This is a genomic window from Methanolobus sp. ZRKC4 (genome assembly GCF_045291305.1).
Taxonomy (GTDB): domain Archaea; phylum Halobacteriota; class Methanosarcinia; order Methanosarcinales; family Methanosarcinaceae; genus Methanolobus.
This window is the reverse complement of sequence record NZ_CP146983.1, coordinates 1,909,965-1,924,335: the sequence shown is the minus strand read 5'-3', so window position 1 is coordinate 1,924,335 and position 14,371 is coordinate 1,909,965. Positions and strand designations below refer to the sequence as shown.

11 protein-coding genes and 2 pseudogenes are annotated in these 14,371 nt (G+C 35.1%); 4 read left to right on the top strand and 9 right to left on the bottom strand.

The window, feature by feature from the left end; all coding sequences use genetic code 11:
- Positions 1-33 precede the first annotated feature (33 nt).
- The gene (locus V7O67_RS09790; RefSeq protein WP_342305007.1) at positions 34-993 is read left to right on the top strand and encodes a hypothetical protein; all 960 of its coding nucleotides are present in this window, start codon (positions 34-36) and stop codon (positions 991-993) included.
- Between the two features lie 38 nt (positions 994-1,031).
- Here V7O67_RS09790 and V7O67_RS09785 read toward each other — a convergent pair whose 3' ends face one another.
- Positions 1,032-2,330 carry a competence protein CoiA family protein gene (locus V7O67_RS09785; protein ID WP_342305008.1) on the bottom strand — a complete coding sequence of 433 codons (1,299 nt, stop codon included), beginning with the start codon at positions 2,328-2,330 and terminating at the stop codon, positions 1,032-1,034.
- 574 nt (positions 2,331-2,904) lie between these two features.
- On the opposite strand from V7O67_RS09785, the gene V7O67_RS09780 reads away from it, so the two are divergent.
- Positions 2,905-4,047 (top strand): SEC-C domain-containing protein, encoded by a 1,143-nt coding sequence (locus tag V7O67_RS09780; protein ID WP_342305009.1) that lies wholly within the window; start codon positions 2,905-2,907, stop codon positions 4,045-4,047.
- A gap of 49 nt (positions 4,048-4,096) precedes the next feature.
- On the opposite strand, the gene V7O67_RS09775 is transcribed toward V7O67_RS09780, so the two are convergent.
- Positions 4,097-4,480: a hypothetical protein gene (locus V7O67_RS09775; protein ID WP_342305010.1), complete on the bottom strand. Its 384-nt coding sequence runs from the start codon at positions 4,478-4,480 to the stop codon at positions 4,097-4,099.
- A gap of 85 nt (positions 4,481-4,565) precedes the next feature.
- On the opposite strand from V7O67_RS09775, the gene V7O67_RS09770 reads away from it, so the two are divergent.
- Positions 4,566-5,510 carry an IS5 family transposase gene (locus tag V7O67_RS09770; protein WP_342304534.1) on the top strand — a complete coding sequence of 315 codons (945 nt, stop codon included), beginning with the start codon at positions 4,566-4,568 and terminating at the stop codon, positions 5,508-5,510.
- Between the two features lie 280 nt (positions 5,511-5,790).
- On the opposite strand, the pseudogene V7O67_RS09765 reads toward V7O67_RS09770, so the two are convergent.
- The 7 genes and pseudogenes from V7O67_RS09765 to V7O67_RS09735 form a co-directional block, all read right to left on the bottom strand.
- Positions 5,791-6,310, bottom strand: a pseudogene (locus tag V7O67_RS09765) (DUF4386 domain-containing protein).
- Between the two features lie 85 nt (positions 6,311-6,395).
- Positions 6,396-7,373, bottom strand: coding sequence for an NAD(P)-dependent alcohol dehydrogenase (locus V7O67_RS09760; RefSeq protein WP_342305011.1), 978 nt, complete (start codon positions 7,371-7,373; stop codon positions 6,396-6,398).
- A gap of 34 nt (positions 7,374-7,407) precedes the next feature.
- A complete protein-coding gene (locus tag V7O67_RS09755; RefSeq protein WP_342305012.1) occupies positions 7,408-8,136 on the bottom strand; it encodes a DUF4386 domain-containing protein in 729 nt (242 codons plus the stop codon).
- A 53-nt stretch (positions 8,137-8,189) separates the two neighbouring features.
- A pseudogene (locus tag V7O67_RS09750) lies at positions 8,190-9,199 on the bottom strand (IS630 family transposase).
- A 56-nt stretch (positions 9,200-9,255) separates the two neighbouring features.
- Positions 9,256-9,978, bottom strand: coding sequence for a DUF4386 domain-containing protein (locus V7O67_RS09745; protein ID WP_342305013.1), 723 nt, complete (start codon positions 9,976-9,978; stop codon positions 9,256-9,258).
- 490 nt (positions 9,979-10,468) lie between these two features.
- On the bottom strand, positions 10,469-11,167 hold the full coding sequence (locus V7O67_RS09740) for a DUF4386 domain-containing protein (RefSeq protein ID WP_342305014.1): 699 nt from the start codon (positions 11,165-11,167) through the stop codon (positions 10,469-10,471).
- A gap of 20 nt (positions 11,168-11,187) precedes the next feature.
- Positions 11,188-12,177 carry an NAD(P)-dependent alcohol dehydrogenase gene (locus V7O67_RS09735; protein ID WP_342305015.1) on the bottom strand — a complete coding sequence of 330 codons (990 nt, stop codon included), beginning with the start codon at positions 12,175-12,177 and terminating at the stop codon, positions 11,188-11,190.
- Positions 12,178-12,485: 308 nt separating this feature from the next.
- Here V7O67_RS09735 and V7O67_RS09730 point away from each other — a divergent pair, with 308 nt between their 5' ends.
- Positions 12,486-14,336, top strand: a complete 1,851-nt coding sequence (locus V7O67_RS09730) for an AMP-binding protein (RefSeq protein ID WP_342305016.1) — start codon at positions 12,486-12,488, stop codon at positions 14,334-14,336.
- The last annotated feature ends 35 nt before the right edge of the window (positions 14,337-14,371 follow it).

The window sequence follows — 14,371 nt, the reverse complement described above, 5'->3', positions numbered from 1 at the left end:
AATATAATTTAAAATTTAATGGTGAGTTCAGTTATGAATTTCAAAAAGTTTCTTACTATTCCAGAGGTTCGAGATTTAATTGATAAAAACACAAAAATGCCAAAATATAAAATTGAATCTGAAATGAAAGCAGAACCATTGACAAAAAACTATATTTTAGTTGGTATTGCGTTTGATTATTTTATTCGTTTCTATCTTAAAAGAGAAAACCAAGAAATTGATGATCCTATTTGGAAGGCAGAAATTAACTGTAATACCAAGGCAGGCGGAAAGTTAGACATTTTTAATCATAAATTAATTGATATACCTGATAGATTCATGTATTATGGAAAAGTTCCACGAAAAGATGAAAAAGAAATAAAAATCTTAATTGATAATCTCAATTCAGCTCAATTTTCGTATCATAAATATCTAAAAAATGGAATCGTTTCTGACGAAGTCATTAAAAGTTGTTTTTTACTTGCTAAAATTGAAAGTTCTTTGAATGACTATGTACCAATTGACTCAAATTTTGGAAAAATTGAAGCAAAAGATATTGAGGATTTAAGGAACCTAATAAATACTCTGTCACCTGAACATTTTTATTTTAGAAACACATGCCATATAAAAACACCATTAGAAGCCCCACTTATCTCTGATAAAATAACTGAAGCTGATCTTATAATTGATGATGCAATAATTGATGTGAAAGTAACTAAAGAACCTAGATTAACAAGAGAAATGTTTCGTCAGCTCACGGCGTATTTCATTTTACACAATTATAGCACTTATACAAATTTTAAGATAGAAAAAAAAGAACTCGCTAATTTTTCTATTAACAAAATGGGAGTTTATTTTGCTAGGCATGGTATTTTGTATAAATTCAATGCAGAAGATGTTTTTCTTCCCTCAGCACCAGAAGAACTAGTGACACCATTATTTAGACAAATCACTAAATACTACATTGAAAGTGGAACAAAAAAGTATGACTCTGATTTTCAGTGTTATAGGTAAAAATCAAAATTTAATCTTACAAACCTAATTATATTTGGTCAAATCAAACCTTCATTCCTCATTAGGAGAAGCACATCGATAATATGACCAAAATATGCACCTGTTGGTCTTTTTAGTAGAATCCAATACAAATAGTCTTTATCATGTTTATAGACGTATTCTAAATTTCTTCCTTCATGTTTGCCACAATAAAAAAATTCTTCTTTCATCATCATTTCAAGTTTACTTGGAGCTACCCATTCTCCATTTTTGTAAACTTTCATGTATCTAGCACCACATTCTCCATCAAGCCATTGAGGAATTATCTCATATTCAAAGTACTCCATCGTTTTAGAGTATTTTTGAAGTTGTTTTAGGGATTTTTGATAATCAGTTTCGCTACGATGTCTTTTTCCTGATTTGTAATACTTATCTAATCTGAAAACAGTTGGTGTAATAAAATTATCCCATTCACAAAAAACATTCTTTTTTGCGAGTGGGTTTTTACATAAAATTACATTGGAACTAATTCTTTCTGAGAAATAAATACAAGAATCACAAGGTATTGATTCTCCACCAATTTTTGCTCTGAAATCTTCTTCATATAAACTATCATCAGGATAGTCACATTCATAAAGGAATTCGTCTGTATACTTATATTCATCTAGTTCGCAAATCCTGCTAATGGATTTATAACCAAAACAAGGGAATATATTTTTGAGATCAGGGTAATAAGTTACAGGTATATTATTTTTGCAATAATTAAGTGTCAAAAGCCCCTTGATTTTGACGTCATCTGATAGCTTCAACAAAGCATGTTCATTTGAGATATAATTCTTCAATAATTCAGAATATAATTTTGCATTTGTTCGGACTTTCAAAAAAGGTATTTTAGCATTCTTTAAAAATGTAATTGCTTCATTTTCTAAATCATGGGTTACAATAATTTCAACAATTATTTTTAGTTCATCATTATTAAAAAGAGATAGATCAGGTCTATAATTCTCTGCTACATGTTTTTCCATTTGGATACTGTTGACATCATCTAATAAATTAATAAAATGTACTTCTGAACATGAACATTCAAACTGAACAGATGCTGGAGTTTCATGTAATAAACATGTCTGGAAAAAATCGTATAATAGAATTTTTGTGTTATAATGCAGAGGAGTTTCGCCACCGTGGTCAAAATCGACATGTTTGTGAGCAAAATGAGGGCGTCTAATTTTCCCTTTTCTCAGAATCATCTCACCGTTACAATTAGGGTTTGCACAAGTAAATGTATCATCTTTAGTAGCATTGCTGACATGCACTATTTTTCCAGAACTTGTTTTAGCAAACTCGAATTGTACTGCCATAATTTTCCTACACTTTTTTAAAATTTCAACCGATTAAATACCAGATAAAATCTTGTTTATATTGACTCCCATCTTTAAATAAATTTTAATTAGATTTATAAGGAATGGGTAGTATCTTGATTCATGTTGTAAGCTATTTACAAAAGAGGGAATTATGGGTACAGTTTTTGATCATTTTGAAAACATCTCTTATAGAAATGAAGCAGATGTAAATCATAAATTTGTTGTAACTATTCAGCCTGATAAAAACGCTATCAATAACAATCTTGACAAAAAGTTGAAACGTAAATTTCATTAGGATCATTTATTTTGATTGTTGCTATTGATTGCTTTTTTGATTGTTAGATTGTTAGTGAGCAGACATCTCTATTTCGATGAAATCAGTACCAATAGGCAAATCGTGCCAGGCTGAATAGTTACCAAAGATAAAGCAATTAAATCTAAAGAAAGGCATGAGGAATTTTTAAGATTCGCCAATGGTAATTTTCGAGAATCTGACGACATTGCCAGTGTAATCGAAGAGTATAGAAAATATCTAGGCAAGGAAAAAATTGAACAATATCGTCAAGATATAATGAGTATCGGTTCCAAAGAAAACTATAAGGTAACTTTGAATGAGAGTATTAACGAAAATATTCTGAATCTCTTATCTTTATCGTTTGGGTGCAATGAAAATTGGACTTCACCATTAGGTAAAAGTGAAATTGATTTTAAACCAATAATATCTATAGATGGCGATTACTATTGTTTTTTAACTCCACATCTCATAAGAAATGTTATCTCTATCATTGAATCGCTGTTTTCGACTAAAGAATTCAGTAAATATACCGAAATAAAAAGCAAATATTTTGAACAAAAGTCATTGGAACTATTGAGTAACGTTCTTCCAAATGCTACGATTCATAAGAGTCTTTACTATCCATTTTATGAGGACGAAAAAGAGAAGTGGCCTGAAATTGATGGGATTATTTCTTATGAGGATAGTTTACTTCTTGTAGAAATTAAAGCAAAAAATAAGCGAAGTATTGCAGGAAGAAAAGATATTTTAACAATATCTAAAGGTGACTTCAAAAAAAATATCACTGAAGCTTTTGATCAATCAAAAAGAGCATTAGAATATATTTCAAGTTCAGAAGAAGTATCTTTTTATGACAGTAATAATAAAAATAAAAAGGAAGTTCTTAAACTCAAAAAAGAAAATTATAGTAATATATTTCTAGTCAATATTACTTTAGAAGCTTTCCAAGATTTATCAACATCTCTCAATACAGTAAAATTATGGGATGCAAAATTATTATCTGGCAATCATTATCCATTTGCTGTAAGCATTTATGATTTGATGATTATAACAGAATTATTAGAAAATTCCGATGACTTTATAAAATATTTGATAGAAAGAAACAATTTAGAGCTAAATCAAGAAATCAGCTCACTTGATGAAATTGATTTTTTAGGATACTTTTTAGAACATAGCACACTCTCAAAAACAAGTGATCTTCCTAAATCAGATATTACACTATTAAATGGATATAGTTCAAACATTGAGAAATACTACTCATATCTACAGGGAGAAATTGAATATGCAGAAAAGCCAGTGAGAAAGAAGACTCAAACTGAAATTATCCGTGAAAAATTAGAAAGTGGATTTTTGAGTAAAAACAATCGTTGTTGGTGTGGTTCTAATAAAAAATATAAGCATTGTTGCGGACGTAATTAAGTTATTATAAAAGGGTTGATAAATTCAATTCTTAAAAGAAGTTGAATATTTAGTAATATTCAACACTAAGATAATTGCCAACCTTTTCAATCGAAGGATATTGATCATTTGGTATGTAAACAGTGATGTAATTTCCTGTCATTTCAATTTTATTAACACTAGTACCTCTTTCAACAACAACTTCAATATAATTTCCAGTCAAATCAAGATTAATAGTCTCTTGATTCCTGATTTGTTCTTGAATGTTATTACCTGTTATTTCAATTGTATTTGACTGAGAACTTACATATCCATCAGAAGTATAATCTATTTCATTTGATGTACTTTGCGTTGAAGTACTAGTGCTTGTTGTATAAGTTGTTCTTTCAATTGTTCTTTCTTGAACAATGTGTTCTTGTGGGGCTTGTTCTACACAACCAAGTGTTGAAACCAAAATTAATAAGAGGATTTCGATAAACTACCATCAATACCCATACAATTTAATAAAATTTAAATAATAGCAAAGCAAATTTACTATTATGGATTCTTTTACTGATTTTACCTTAAATGAAGAATATAAGCGTCTCCAATCTGTCGGAGATAAGCTTGCTGAAATTGAATATTTAGTAGATTGGAAGCCTTTTCGCCCTATTCTGGAGTCAATGTACATAAACAGAACAGCTTCAGGCGGACGGCCTGAAGCTGATGTTATTGTAATGTTCAAGATGCTTGTTCTGCAACAATGGCATGGTCTTTCTGATGCTGAGCTTGAAAAGCAGTGTATTGACAGGATATCCTTTAGGAAATTCCTGGGATTTCCTGAATATGTACCAGACAGTACAACTGTCTGGTCATTCAGGAAGAGAATTATCGACAATGGTAAAGAAAAAGCGGTGTGGGATGAAATGCAGAATCAGCTTGATGCTCTTGGTTTGAAGATTAAAAAAGGAATGATCCAGGATGCAACTTTTATTCACTCAGATCCAGGACATGCAAAAGCAGATGTACTCAGAGGAAAAGATGCGAAAACAAGAAGAAGCAAAGATGGAACCTGGACTAAGAAAAATGGTAAATCTCACTTTGGATACAAACTTCATACAATTATTGATAAGGATTATGAACTAATCAGAAGATTTGAGACAACAACTGCATCACTTCACGATTCACAGGTTGATCTGTCTGAAAAGGGTGAAGTGGTGTATAGAGATAAAGGATATTTTGGAGCAATAGCAAAAGGTTTTGCAGCAACAATGCAACGAGCTGTAAGAGGACATCCTTTAGGAATAATGGATATCCTCAGAAATGAAAGAATAAGTGTGAAAAGAGTCCCTTGCGAAAGAGTGTATGCAGTGACAAAAGAAATATTTAAAACCAGAAAGGTTCTTGTTACAACTGTAGAAAGAGTGAATGCAAAAATGTTGATGACAGCTTTTTGTTTTAATCTGCATCAATTGAGGACACTAAAAACCAAAGGAGTAATTTAGGATAGCGGGAGCTATACTAAAAATAAGGATTAATGAAGAGAAATTAAACAAAATGATAAAAAATGAGAGGATATAATTGAGTTTGAATACTTTAATGATCTAAAATGAGGGAATATCGAAATCCTCTAGAAGATATTTTCAAAACCTCATGTACTACCAGACAGCTGCATCCTGCTTAGATATCCTAGCTATAATCTACATTTCTTAGAGAATATCGGAGAAATTAATCCCCGTGAAGTGACGTAAAAACGATGCTCCTACCTTTCAGGTGTGGATACATTCAGGCGGATTCAAGAGCACGATTTTCCCATTGTTCGATGTTTACACCTTTAATCAAAAGCCACAAGGGCAGTAATAATTCCCCGATACCTGCAAACTCGATAATTGACGCATCGAAGCTGAGATTAAAAAAGAATGTAACACATTCTATCAGATAGCCAAAACATCCGATTATAAACAAGACACCCAGAATTCTGGGAATATATCCTGACTTGTAAACTAAATAACCAAGGGGAAGTAACCAGAGAGCCAAAAATATCTGGGCGATAAAAGTACCAGCTTCGTGTAAATTGAGAAATAACATTACCTGAGCATCCAATTGTTCTGCTCCGAATACTGTTAAATGATCAGTACCGTTTAATAGCAGCAGGACAGCAAAGTGATTAAGCATATTCAGAGCATTGCAATAGGAGCAGCGATTCAGAAGCCATGATATTATTAACTGTTGTTGCAGCATTTCCCGGTATGATCAGGCTCTGGCGGACAATAATTTGTGCGAAGATACCGAATATAAAAACCATTAGATACAGTAAACCTGCAACTCTGGCATAAACAAGCGGTGATGTTTCAACAATGTGTTTTGTCATTTCAAGCCCCCCTAATTTGTTAACTATTGTTACTATGTTCCACAGTTATGACCACATTTCCTTTTTTATGCCCTTTTTCAACATACCTGTGAGCTTCAACTATTTGTTCCAACGAATAACATCTATCAATAACCGCCTTTATCTTTTCCTCTTCAATAAGCTCCTTGAAAAAAAGAACATCTTGTTTCGTGTATTTTGGAAGCGGAAACATAACCTTTTTGCTGCCAAATTTTGACGTCCATAATTCTAAGAAGGGATTCTGAGCTAAGAAACCCAGTTCTGTTGAAAAATAGATCCCTCCTGATTTTATGATGTTCTTACAGAGTGAAAATGAGCTCTTGCCGACTGCATCAAAAACCACTTCATATGTTTGTTCATCACTGGTAAAATCCTCTTTTGTATAATCAATTATCCTGTCCGCTCCCAGAGAGCTTACCATTTCTGTATTTGTTGTGCTGCATACAGCAGTAACTTCTGCTCCATAATACTTAGCAAGCTGCACTGCTGCGCTACCTATAGATCCGGACGCACCGTTTATAAGAACTTTTTGTCCGCTTTGAATATTTGCTCTACCAAGGTAATTCAATGAAAGTATTGCCCCATCACAGACCGAAGCAGCTTCTTCATAGGTCATATTGTCCGGCTTTATTGCTATCGGATCATCTTCGCTCAGGCAGATATACTCAGCATGGGTACCAAATTTGTCACCGCTATGACCAAAAACCCGGTCACCTTCTATGAATTCTTTTACGTCGTTACCCGTTGCTTCAATTTCCCCGGCAAACTCCGTCCCAAGTATCGCTCTTTTTGGTTTAATTAGGCCAGTGAAAAATCTTGCAATAAAAGGATCAGCCTTTCGAAGACCACAGTCTGTTCTGTTAACTGTTGTCGCATGTATCTTTATAAGAATCTCTTTATCCTCCGGAATCGGTTTATCTACTTCTTTAAACTGAAGAACTTCCGGAGGGCCGTATTTTTCGTATACAACCACTTTCATATTCATTCTCCTAATTTTATTGCATAAAGTTATTTTATATCGTTTCTATTTCTGTTTTTCCAGACCCTTGATCAATTGCATATGGATTGAAACCTTTAACAATAAGCCATATTGAGAGCATGATTTCAGCCACAGCGATCGGAAGGGCAAAAATAAGCTCCAATCCCATTTCTGAAATTCCAGTAAACATGCCAATATTAATCAGCACGGAACCAGTTAACAAAGCAATAGCAGCAATAAAACCCCAAGCCGATATAAATCGTGGAACGAGATTTGATCTATACAATACAGAATAAAGAATCAAAGATCCTAAAGCAAAAACGATATGATAGATCAGTCCTTGTGTGCCGGCCCAATGATTAACTGACTGTATCGAACTACCTATGTATTGAAAATATGAAGCATCCACCCCTCCTTTATTCAAATAATCCTGACTTAAATTGACCAGCAGCAGCTTACTGATATAAGCAACACTTAAGAGGGCAGCCTCAAATAATCTGAAAACGACATACCCCAGAGCTAAGGCTTCATTGTGTTTTTTTAAGATGGGAAACAAGAATACTGATAAGAGAACTACTGCAGGAACACCTGTAAACTCCAGCAGTATTCCAATTATAACAACTATTTTGTTTGGATAAGCATTATCCAGATAATCCGGAGAATCTAGAATAGGTTTGTAAAAAGCTTCTCCAATAAAAAGCATAACAATCGCAAATATAAACAATAATCCCACAATTATTGCGGTCTTTCTGTTTGAATCCATTCTTTCATCTCTTTTATTGTCAAATTCTGTAATTATAGTTGTTCACTTAATATTCATAACTTATTTTTCAGAAACTTATCAATCCATTTTCTTGCGAAACTAATCTTTGATGAACAACTAATAAACGTCTCAGCAATCAGATTTTTCATATGGTCAAGATCTTTCACAAAATTACAAGAAATTATTCTTTTGACGCTCTTCCAGATGAATTCTATTGGATTCAAGTCTGGCGAATATGGAGGTAAATAGACCAATTCGATGTCATTTGCCTGTGCAAAATCCAATGTATCTTTTGCTCGATGTGATCTAAAATTGTCGAGAATGATTACAATTCTTTTTCCTATGTTACTGTTTTTTACAGTTGACAGAAATGAACATACATCTTCTTTGGTTGAATGTTCCTTAAAATTTATAACTGAATTACCATTCAATGCATAAAACCCGAAGGAGTTTGCTTTTAGCCTGGTTGTGTTTTTGAAGATAACAGGTTTATTGAAAGACCATAAACGAACTGTATTTGATGTTGTTTGTGGAGATGATTCATCAAGAAAGCCGATAACGCAACCATCATCGATTAATGGTAAGTTTTTTTTAAACGGTCTTCTGCGTCTTCTGGTCTTCGATGATCATGTGTATAGGGTTTGCCATGATGCATGCCAAACTTTTTCAAGATGACTAATATTTGCTTAATGGTGTATTGAACTTTAAACTCATTATATATGAGTTCCTGAACTGCTTTTGTTGACCAGTCATCACGCTCATGTAACATGGTCTTTAGTTTTTCTTTTTGGTCATTAGTGAGTTTTGAAGGGCAACCTCCTGAAAACCTGGGTTTCAAACCTTTATATCCGTCTTGATTCCACCGTTCTTGCCATTGATATGCAACGGGTTTTGATATCCCTACAAGTTTAGCCGCTTCATTAACTGAAGCACCTTCATAACGGTGTTTAACAAAATACAAACGTTGTAGAACTCTTGTATCTTTCTCTAACGACTTAATATGTTTAAGCAATTCCTCTAATGAAAGATGATGCTCTATCAGAATTTGTTCTGGTTTAGCCATGAAAAATAGTTGTATCTCTTAAGTAATAAATGTTTAGTTAATAACTATAATCAATCTCAAGATCCGACCTCTGGTATTTTACTTCCTTTCAATAGAAGCCACACGGTAAACGATAGTTCTCCAATAACTCCGGGAACGATAACTATTATCATAAATATTGTTGCGTAGTTTGCATAGTTGGGTAAAAGGAAGTTTGCAAAACTATCAGCAAGATAACCTAATGATGCAATTATCAACAAGATGCCAATAACTTTTGGAATATAACCCGACTTGAAAATTAAATAACCAAGAACAAACAGATGAATACCAAAAAAGATCAATCCGATCAGCCATGTCTGGTTAAATGCATTGAGTAATATCATCACCTGTGCCTGTAGTTGAGCTGTGTCAAATGCAGCCAGGTAACTGGCACTACCTAAAAGTTGTAATACACTGAAAAGATTGTATAAGGCAATTCCAAAAATAGTTGCATTCACAAGTCTTAGCCATGCTGCAAGCAATGAAAGACTGTTGTTTACCGGTTTGAGTAAAATATAAAGTGCCCAGGCCACCACCACATCAAAAATAACCATGATTATAAAGCCTAAAATACCTAAACGAAATTGCCCTTCATTAGTCAGAATATTGTTTACAGTTGTTGCAGCGTCTTCCGGTACAAAAAGATTCATGAGAACGACAAAGTTAGCTGCGATACCAAGTACAAAAATAATCAGGTAACTAAAACCGGCAATTAATGCAGCTTTACGTAGTGATATATCATCGACAATGTGGTTTACCATTTAAACCCACCCTTTCCTCTCAATTTAAAGTTGATTACAGGTCTTATTTATATATATTCCTGAATTGTAATGGGTCAAAATTTAATCCTGATGCTTATGTTCAAAAAAAATAGTTGTTGAATAATTGAAAAAAAATGCTTTTTATCTTTCAACCTATGGTTCTAGAGGCTGCAGGCAATGGAACAACAGATTAGCTGGCGCTGGCAGATAAAGCCCTATCCTTTATTTTTATGGTTTATATTTAGTAACTATTCAGCCTACCACAATTAGCCTATTGATACTGATTTAATCAAAACGGAGATGTTTGCTCACTAACAACCTAAGAATCAAAAAAGCAATCAATGGCAACAATCAAAATTAATGATCCTAATAAAATGTAGGTCTCAACTTTTTGTCAAGATTGCTATTGATAGTGTTTTTATCAGGCTGAATAGTTACTATATTTATTCAAAAAGGAGGTGTTTTGCGAATTAATTAAGTAACTATTGTTTTAGGACCTAATTTCAGGTATTCTGTGCCCTCTTAATAAAAGCCAGAACATGAATAACAGTTCACCCCAACCCAGAACTGTGCTTATCTGTAGATCAAGGTATGGAACAAGAAATCTGCCAAAATTATCGATCACATAACTTAAACCTGCAGCTATCAGAAGAACTCCCAGAATGCGGGGGATGTATTCTGACCTGAAGACCAAATACCCAAGGAGTGTAAGATGAAGACCAAAAAATACAAGCCCTACAGCCCATCCGTCACTGAATGCGTCAAGGGACAACATTATAAAAGTATGCAGCTGATCTGTTGTAAGTACTGTTAGGTAGTCTGCACCACTTAAAAGCAGCAAAGGAATGACAAGGAATAATAGAGTAAATGCAAAGATTGTGGCATAAACCAACCTAAACCATGCCATAAGTAGCGAAAGACCCTTGTTCACCGGTTTGAGCACAATATAAAATGCCCAGGCTACCAGCACATCAAGAATGACCACGATAAGAAAGCTACAAATGGCCATACGAAACAACCCCTCATTAGCCATGATATTGTTTGCCGTTCCTGTGGCATCTCCTGGTACAACAAGGCTAGGGAGAGCAAAAACAAGAGAGAATAGAGCGAATATGGTCATTACCAGAAGCCCGAATCCTGCGACCATTGCAGCTTTGCGTTGTGATATATCTACGCCAAGGTTTGTCATTTCAGTTTCTCCCTTCCCTATCAAACTTGATCATGAGTTATTTTTATGACGACATTTCCTTTTTTGTGTCCTTTTTCGACATAGCTATGAGCCTCAGCAATTCGTTCCAGCGGATAACTTCTATCTATGACCGGTTTTAACTTTCCCGCTTCAATAAGCTCTTTCAGAAAAATCAGATCTTCTTTGCGCTCGTCTGCTACTGCATGGATTACTTTTTTGTTGCCTGTCACTGAAGTCCATAGCATTTGAAAAATAACTGACAATGTAGGAAAAGTAGCAATATAGACCCCACTTTGCTTTAGCGAGTTCTTGCAATGTGAAAATGAAGTTTTGGTTACCGTATCAAAAATAATGTCATAGTGCTCATCATTTTTGGTGAAATCATCTTTAGTGTAGTCAATTACATGATTAGCTCTGAGCGATTTTATCAATCCTATATTCGTGGTACTGCATACCCCGGTAACTTCTGCCCCAAAATATCTGGCAAGCTGCACTGCTGCGGTACCTACCGCTCCGGAAGCACCATAAATGAGGACTTTATGTCCGCTTTGAATGTTTCCCTTATCTCTAAGGAAAAACAATGCAGTATGTGCACCAAAAGGAATGGCTGCAGCCTCTTCATAGGACATGATAGATGGTTTTATTGAAATTGCAGCTTCTTCAGAGATACACTTATACTCGGCATAGGTGGCACAATCATCGCCATCAATTCCAAAAACCTGCTCCCCAACTTTGAACCGTGTTACGTCTTTTCCAACTTCTTCGATCACTCCGGCAAAATCGCTTCCAAGTATTGTTCTTTTTGGTCTTATAAGACCTGTTGTTATTCTGAAGGGAAGCCAGAGCAAAACAGGGATTTTTTTGAAACTTCGTACTTTAACGTCCCCTGATGTTACTGTTGTTGCATATATTCTTATCAGTACTTCATTGTCTCCGGGAATAGGTTTTTCTATTTCTCTAAGTTGAAGAACATCCGGTGGTCCGTATTTTGTCCATACGATCGCTTTCATTTTGGTATCCTTCCTTATAATGTGCTTATTTTATCTTGTTAATATCATTTCTGGTTGACCTGAAAACAATTACAGATGGATGGAATCCTTTAACAATAAGCCATGTAGTCAGAAATTCCTTATTTTTGAATGGTACAATATCCATGTATGGTCTTGTACGACCCTTAAACAAAATTATAGCAAACTTTGTACCTGCACATTCCAATTGTAAGTAAATCCAGCATATCATCCTGTTAGTTTAAATAATCAAAATCATGGACAAATTAAAAAAAAAGCATTAAAATACTTTGAATACTTCGAAATGTTTAATGACAACAGAGAAACAACACTATCTCACGCCACATGAAGTGGCCAGACAGCTTAGAGTCGAAACAAAAACGATTCATACGTGGCTTCAGGAAGGAACCATGGATGGCTTAAAGGTTGGCAGGCTATGGAGAATTCCACGTGCTCAACTGGAACAGACAGATGAGAATTGTTTTACAAAGAACGTTGGTACATTGAGCATTAAAGAAATTCCACGCAATATGTGTGACTACAGCAAGACCAGAGAAGAATGGAACAATGAAATTCCAGAATATTTTAATTTCGGATATGACATCGTTGATGCCTGGGCAAAGGAAGACCGTAATAAACTTGCAATGATTTACGTCAATCAATTGGGTGAAGAGAAAAAGTATACATTTCGAGATATGATGAAACTCTCCAACCAGGCAGCAAATATTCTTCTCAAATACGGGATTAACAAAGGAGATAGAGTAATTCTGATGCTTCACCGTGTGCCTGAATGGTGGATATTTGTAATTGCATTGACGAAACTTGGTGCTGTTGTATGCCCGTGTCCGACACTCCTAACAGCAAATGATCTTCAGTACAGGATCAACGCAGGCAAATTCAAAATGATAGTTACTGACATGGAAAATGCACCTAAGATCGATGAGATACGAGCAGAGTGTCCTACTCTTAACGAATGCATGCTTATTGACGGGGAAGACGAAAATTGGATCAGTTTCCAGTATGAGCTCCTATATCCTGCACCTGTGTCACATCACTCAGTATCCATACCCGTACTTACCAGTTCCACCGATCCAATGTTAATATACTTTACATCAGGAACTACAGGTAAAGCCAAGATGGCGCTTCACAACCACGCATACCCTTTGGGTCACAGGGTTACTGCAGAACTTTGGCAGGATCTTACTGAGAATGACCTGCATTTCACTTTCTCAGACACCGGTTGGGCAAAATGTGCATGGGGTAAAATATTCGGGCAATGGATCACTGGTTCATGTATTTTTGTGTATGATATTAGAGGTAAATTCAAGGCAACTGAGCTTCTTCCACTTATCGAGAAGTATGAAGTTACAACCTTCTGTTGTCCACCCACCATTTACAGAATGCTCATACTTGCAGACCTGAGCAAATTCGACCTTACTCAACTCCGTCACTGTTGTAGTGCAGGTGAACCGCTAAATCCTGAAGTTATCAAAGTGTGGAAGGAAGGAACTGGTCTTAACATCTATGAAGGCTACGGCCAAACAGAAACTTGTTGTGCAATTGCATCTTTTGCCTGTTTAGAGAACAAGCCAGGTTCAATGGGCAAACCATCTCCCGGATGGAATATTGAACTGCATGATGAATCCGGCAAACAGGTCAGTAATTTTGAAGAAGGAAGAATCGCGATATCACTTGATCCACGGCCTATGGGTCTTCTTGTGAAATACATTAATAACGATGAAGAAAACGAAAAGTCATTCCAGAAAGGGTTCTATTACACCGGCGATAAGGCATATACGGATGATGAGGGTTACTTCTGGTTTGTCGGTCGTGATGATGATGTCATCAAGAGTTCAGGATACCGTATCGGTCCTTTTGAGGTTGAGAGTGCACTACTTGAACACCCAGCTGTTCAGGAATCTGCTGTCATTGGTTCTCCTGACAATATCAGGGGTATGATAGTCAAGGCTTTTGTAGTACTGAACGAAGGATTTGAACCTTCGGATAAACTAATAAAAGAACTTCAAAACCATGTGAAGCAAACAACAGCACCGTACAAATATCCACGTTCTGTTGATTTCGTGAATGAACTGCCAAAAACTATCGGAGGTAAGATCAAACGAAAAGAACTTCGGGATATGAACTCCGGAAAGCTTCAGTAAATGATACTAAATTTTGCTGACGAGATAATAAATTA

Bases quoted from the DNA above. Each gene is read 5' to 3' on its own strand.
- V7O67_RS09730 (WP_342305016.1), top strand. From the start codon at position 12,486: ATGACAACAGAGAAACAACACTATCTCACGCCACATGAAGTGGCCAGA.
- V7O67_RS09770 (WP_342304534.1), top strand. From the start codon at position 4,566: ATGGATTCTTTTACTGATTTTACCTTAAATGAAGAATATAAGCGTCTC.
- V7O67_RS09735 (WP_342305015.1), bottom strand. From the start codon at position 12,177: ATGAAAGCGATCGTATGGACAAAATACGGACCACCGGATGTTCTTCAA.
- V7O67_RS09790 (WP_342305007.1), top strand. From the start codon at position 34: ATGAATTTCAAAAAGTTTCTTACTATTCCAGAGGTTCGAGATTTAATT.
- V7O67_RS09760 (WP_342305011.1), bottom strand. From the start codon at position 7,373: ATGAAAGTGGTTGTATACGAAAAATACGGCCCTCCGGAAGTTCTTCAG.
- V7O67_RS09780 (WP_342305009.1), top strand. From the start codon at position 2,905: ATGAGTATCGGTTCCAAAGAAAACTATAAGGTAACTTTGAATGAGAGT.
- V7O67_RS09740 (WP_342305014.1), bottom strand. From the start codon at position 11,167: ATGACAAACCTTGGCGTAGATATATCACAACGCAAAGCTGCAATGGTC.
- V7O67_RS09755 (WP_342305012.1), bottom strand. From the start codon at position 8,136: ATGGATTCAAACAGAAAGACCGCAATAATTGTGGGATTATTGTTTATA.
- V7O67_RS09785 (WP_342305008.1), bottom strand. From the start codon at position 2,330: ATGGCAGTACAATTCGAGTTTGCTAAAACAAGTTCTGGAAAAATAGTG.
- V7O67_RS09745 (WP_342305013.1), bottom strand. From the start codon at position 9,978: ATGGTAAACCACATTGTCGATGATATATCACTACGTAAAGCTGCATTA.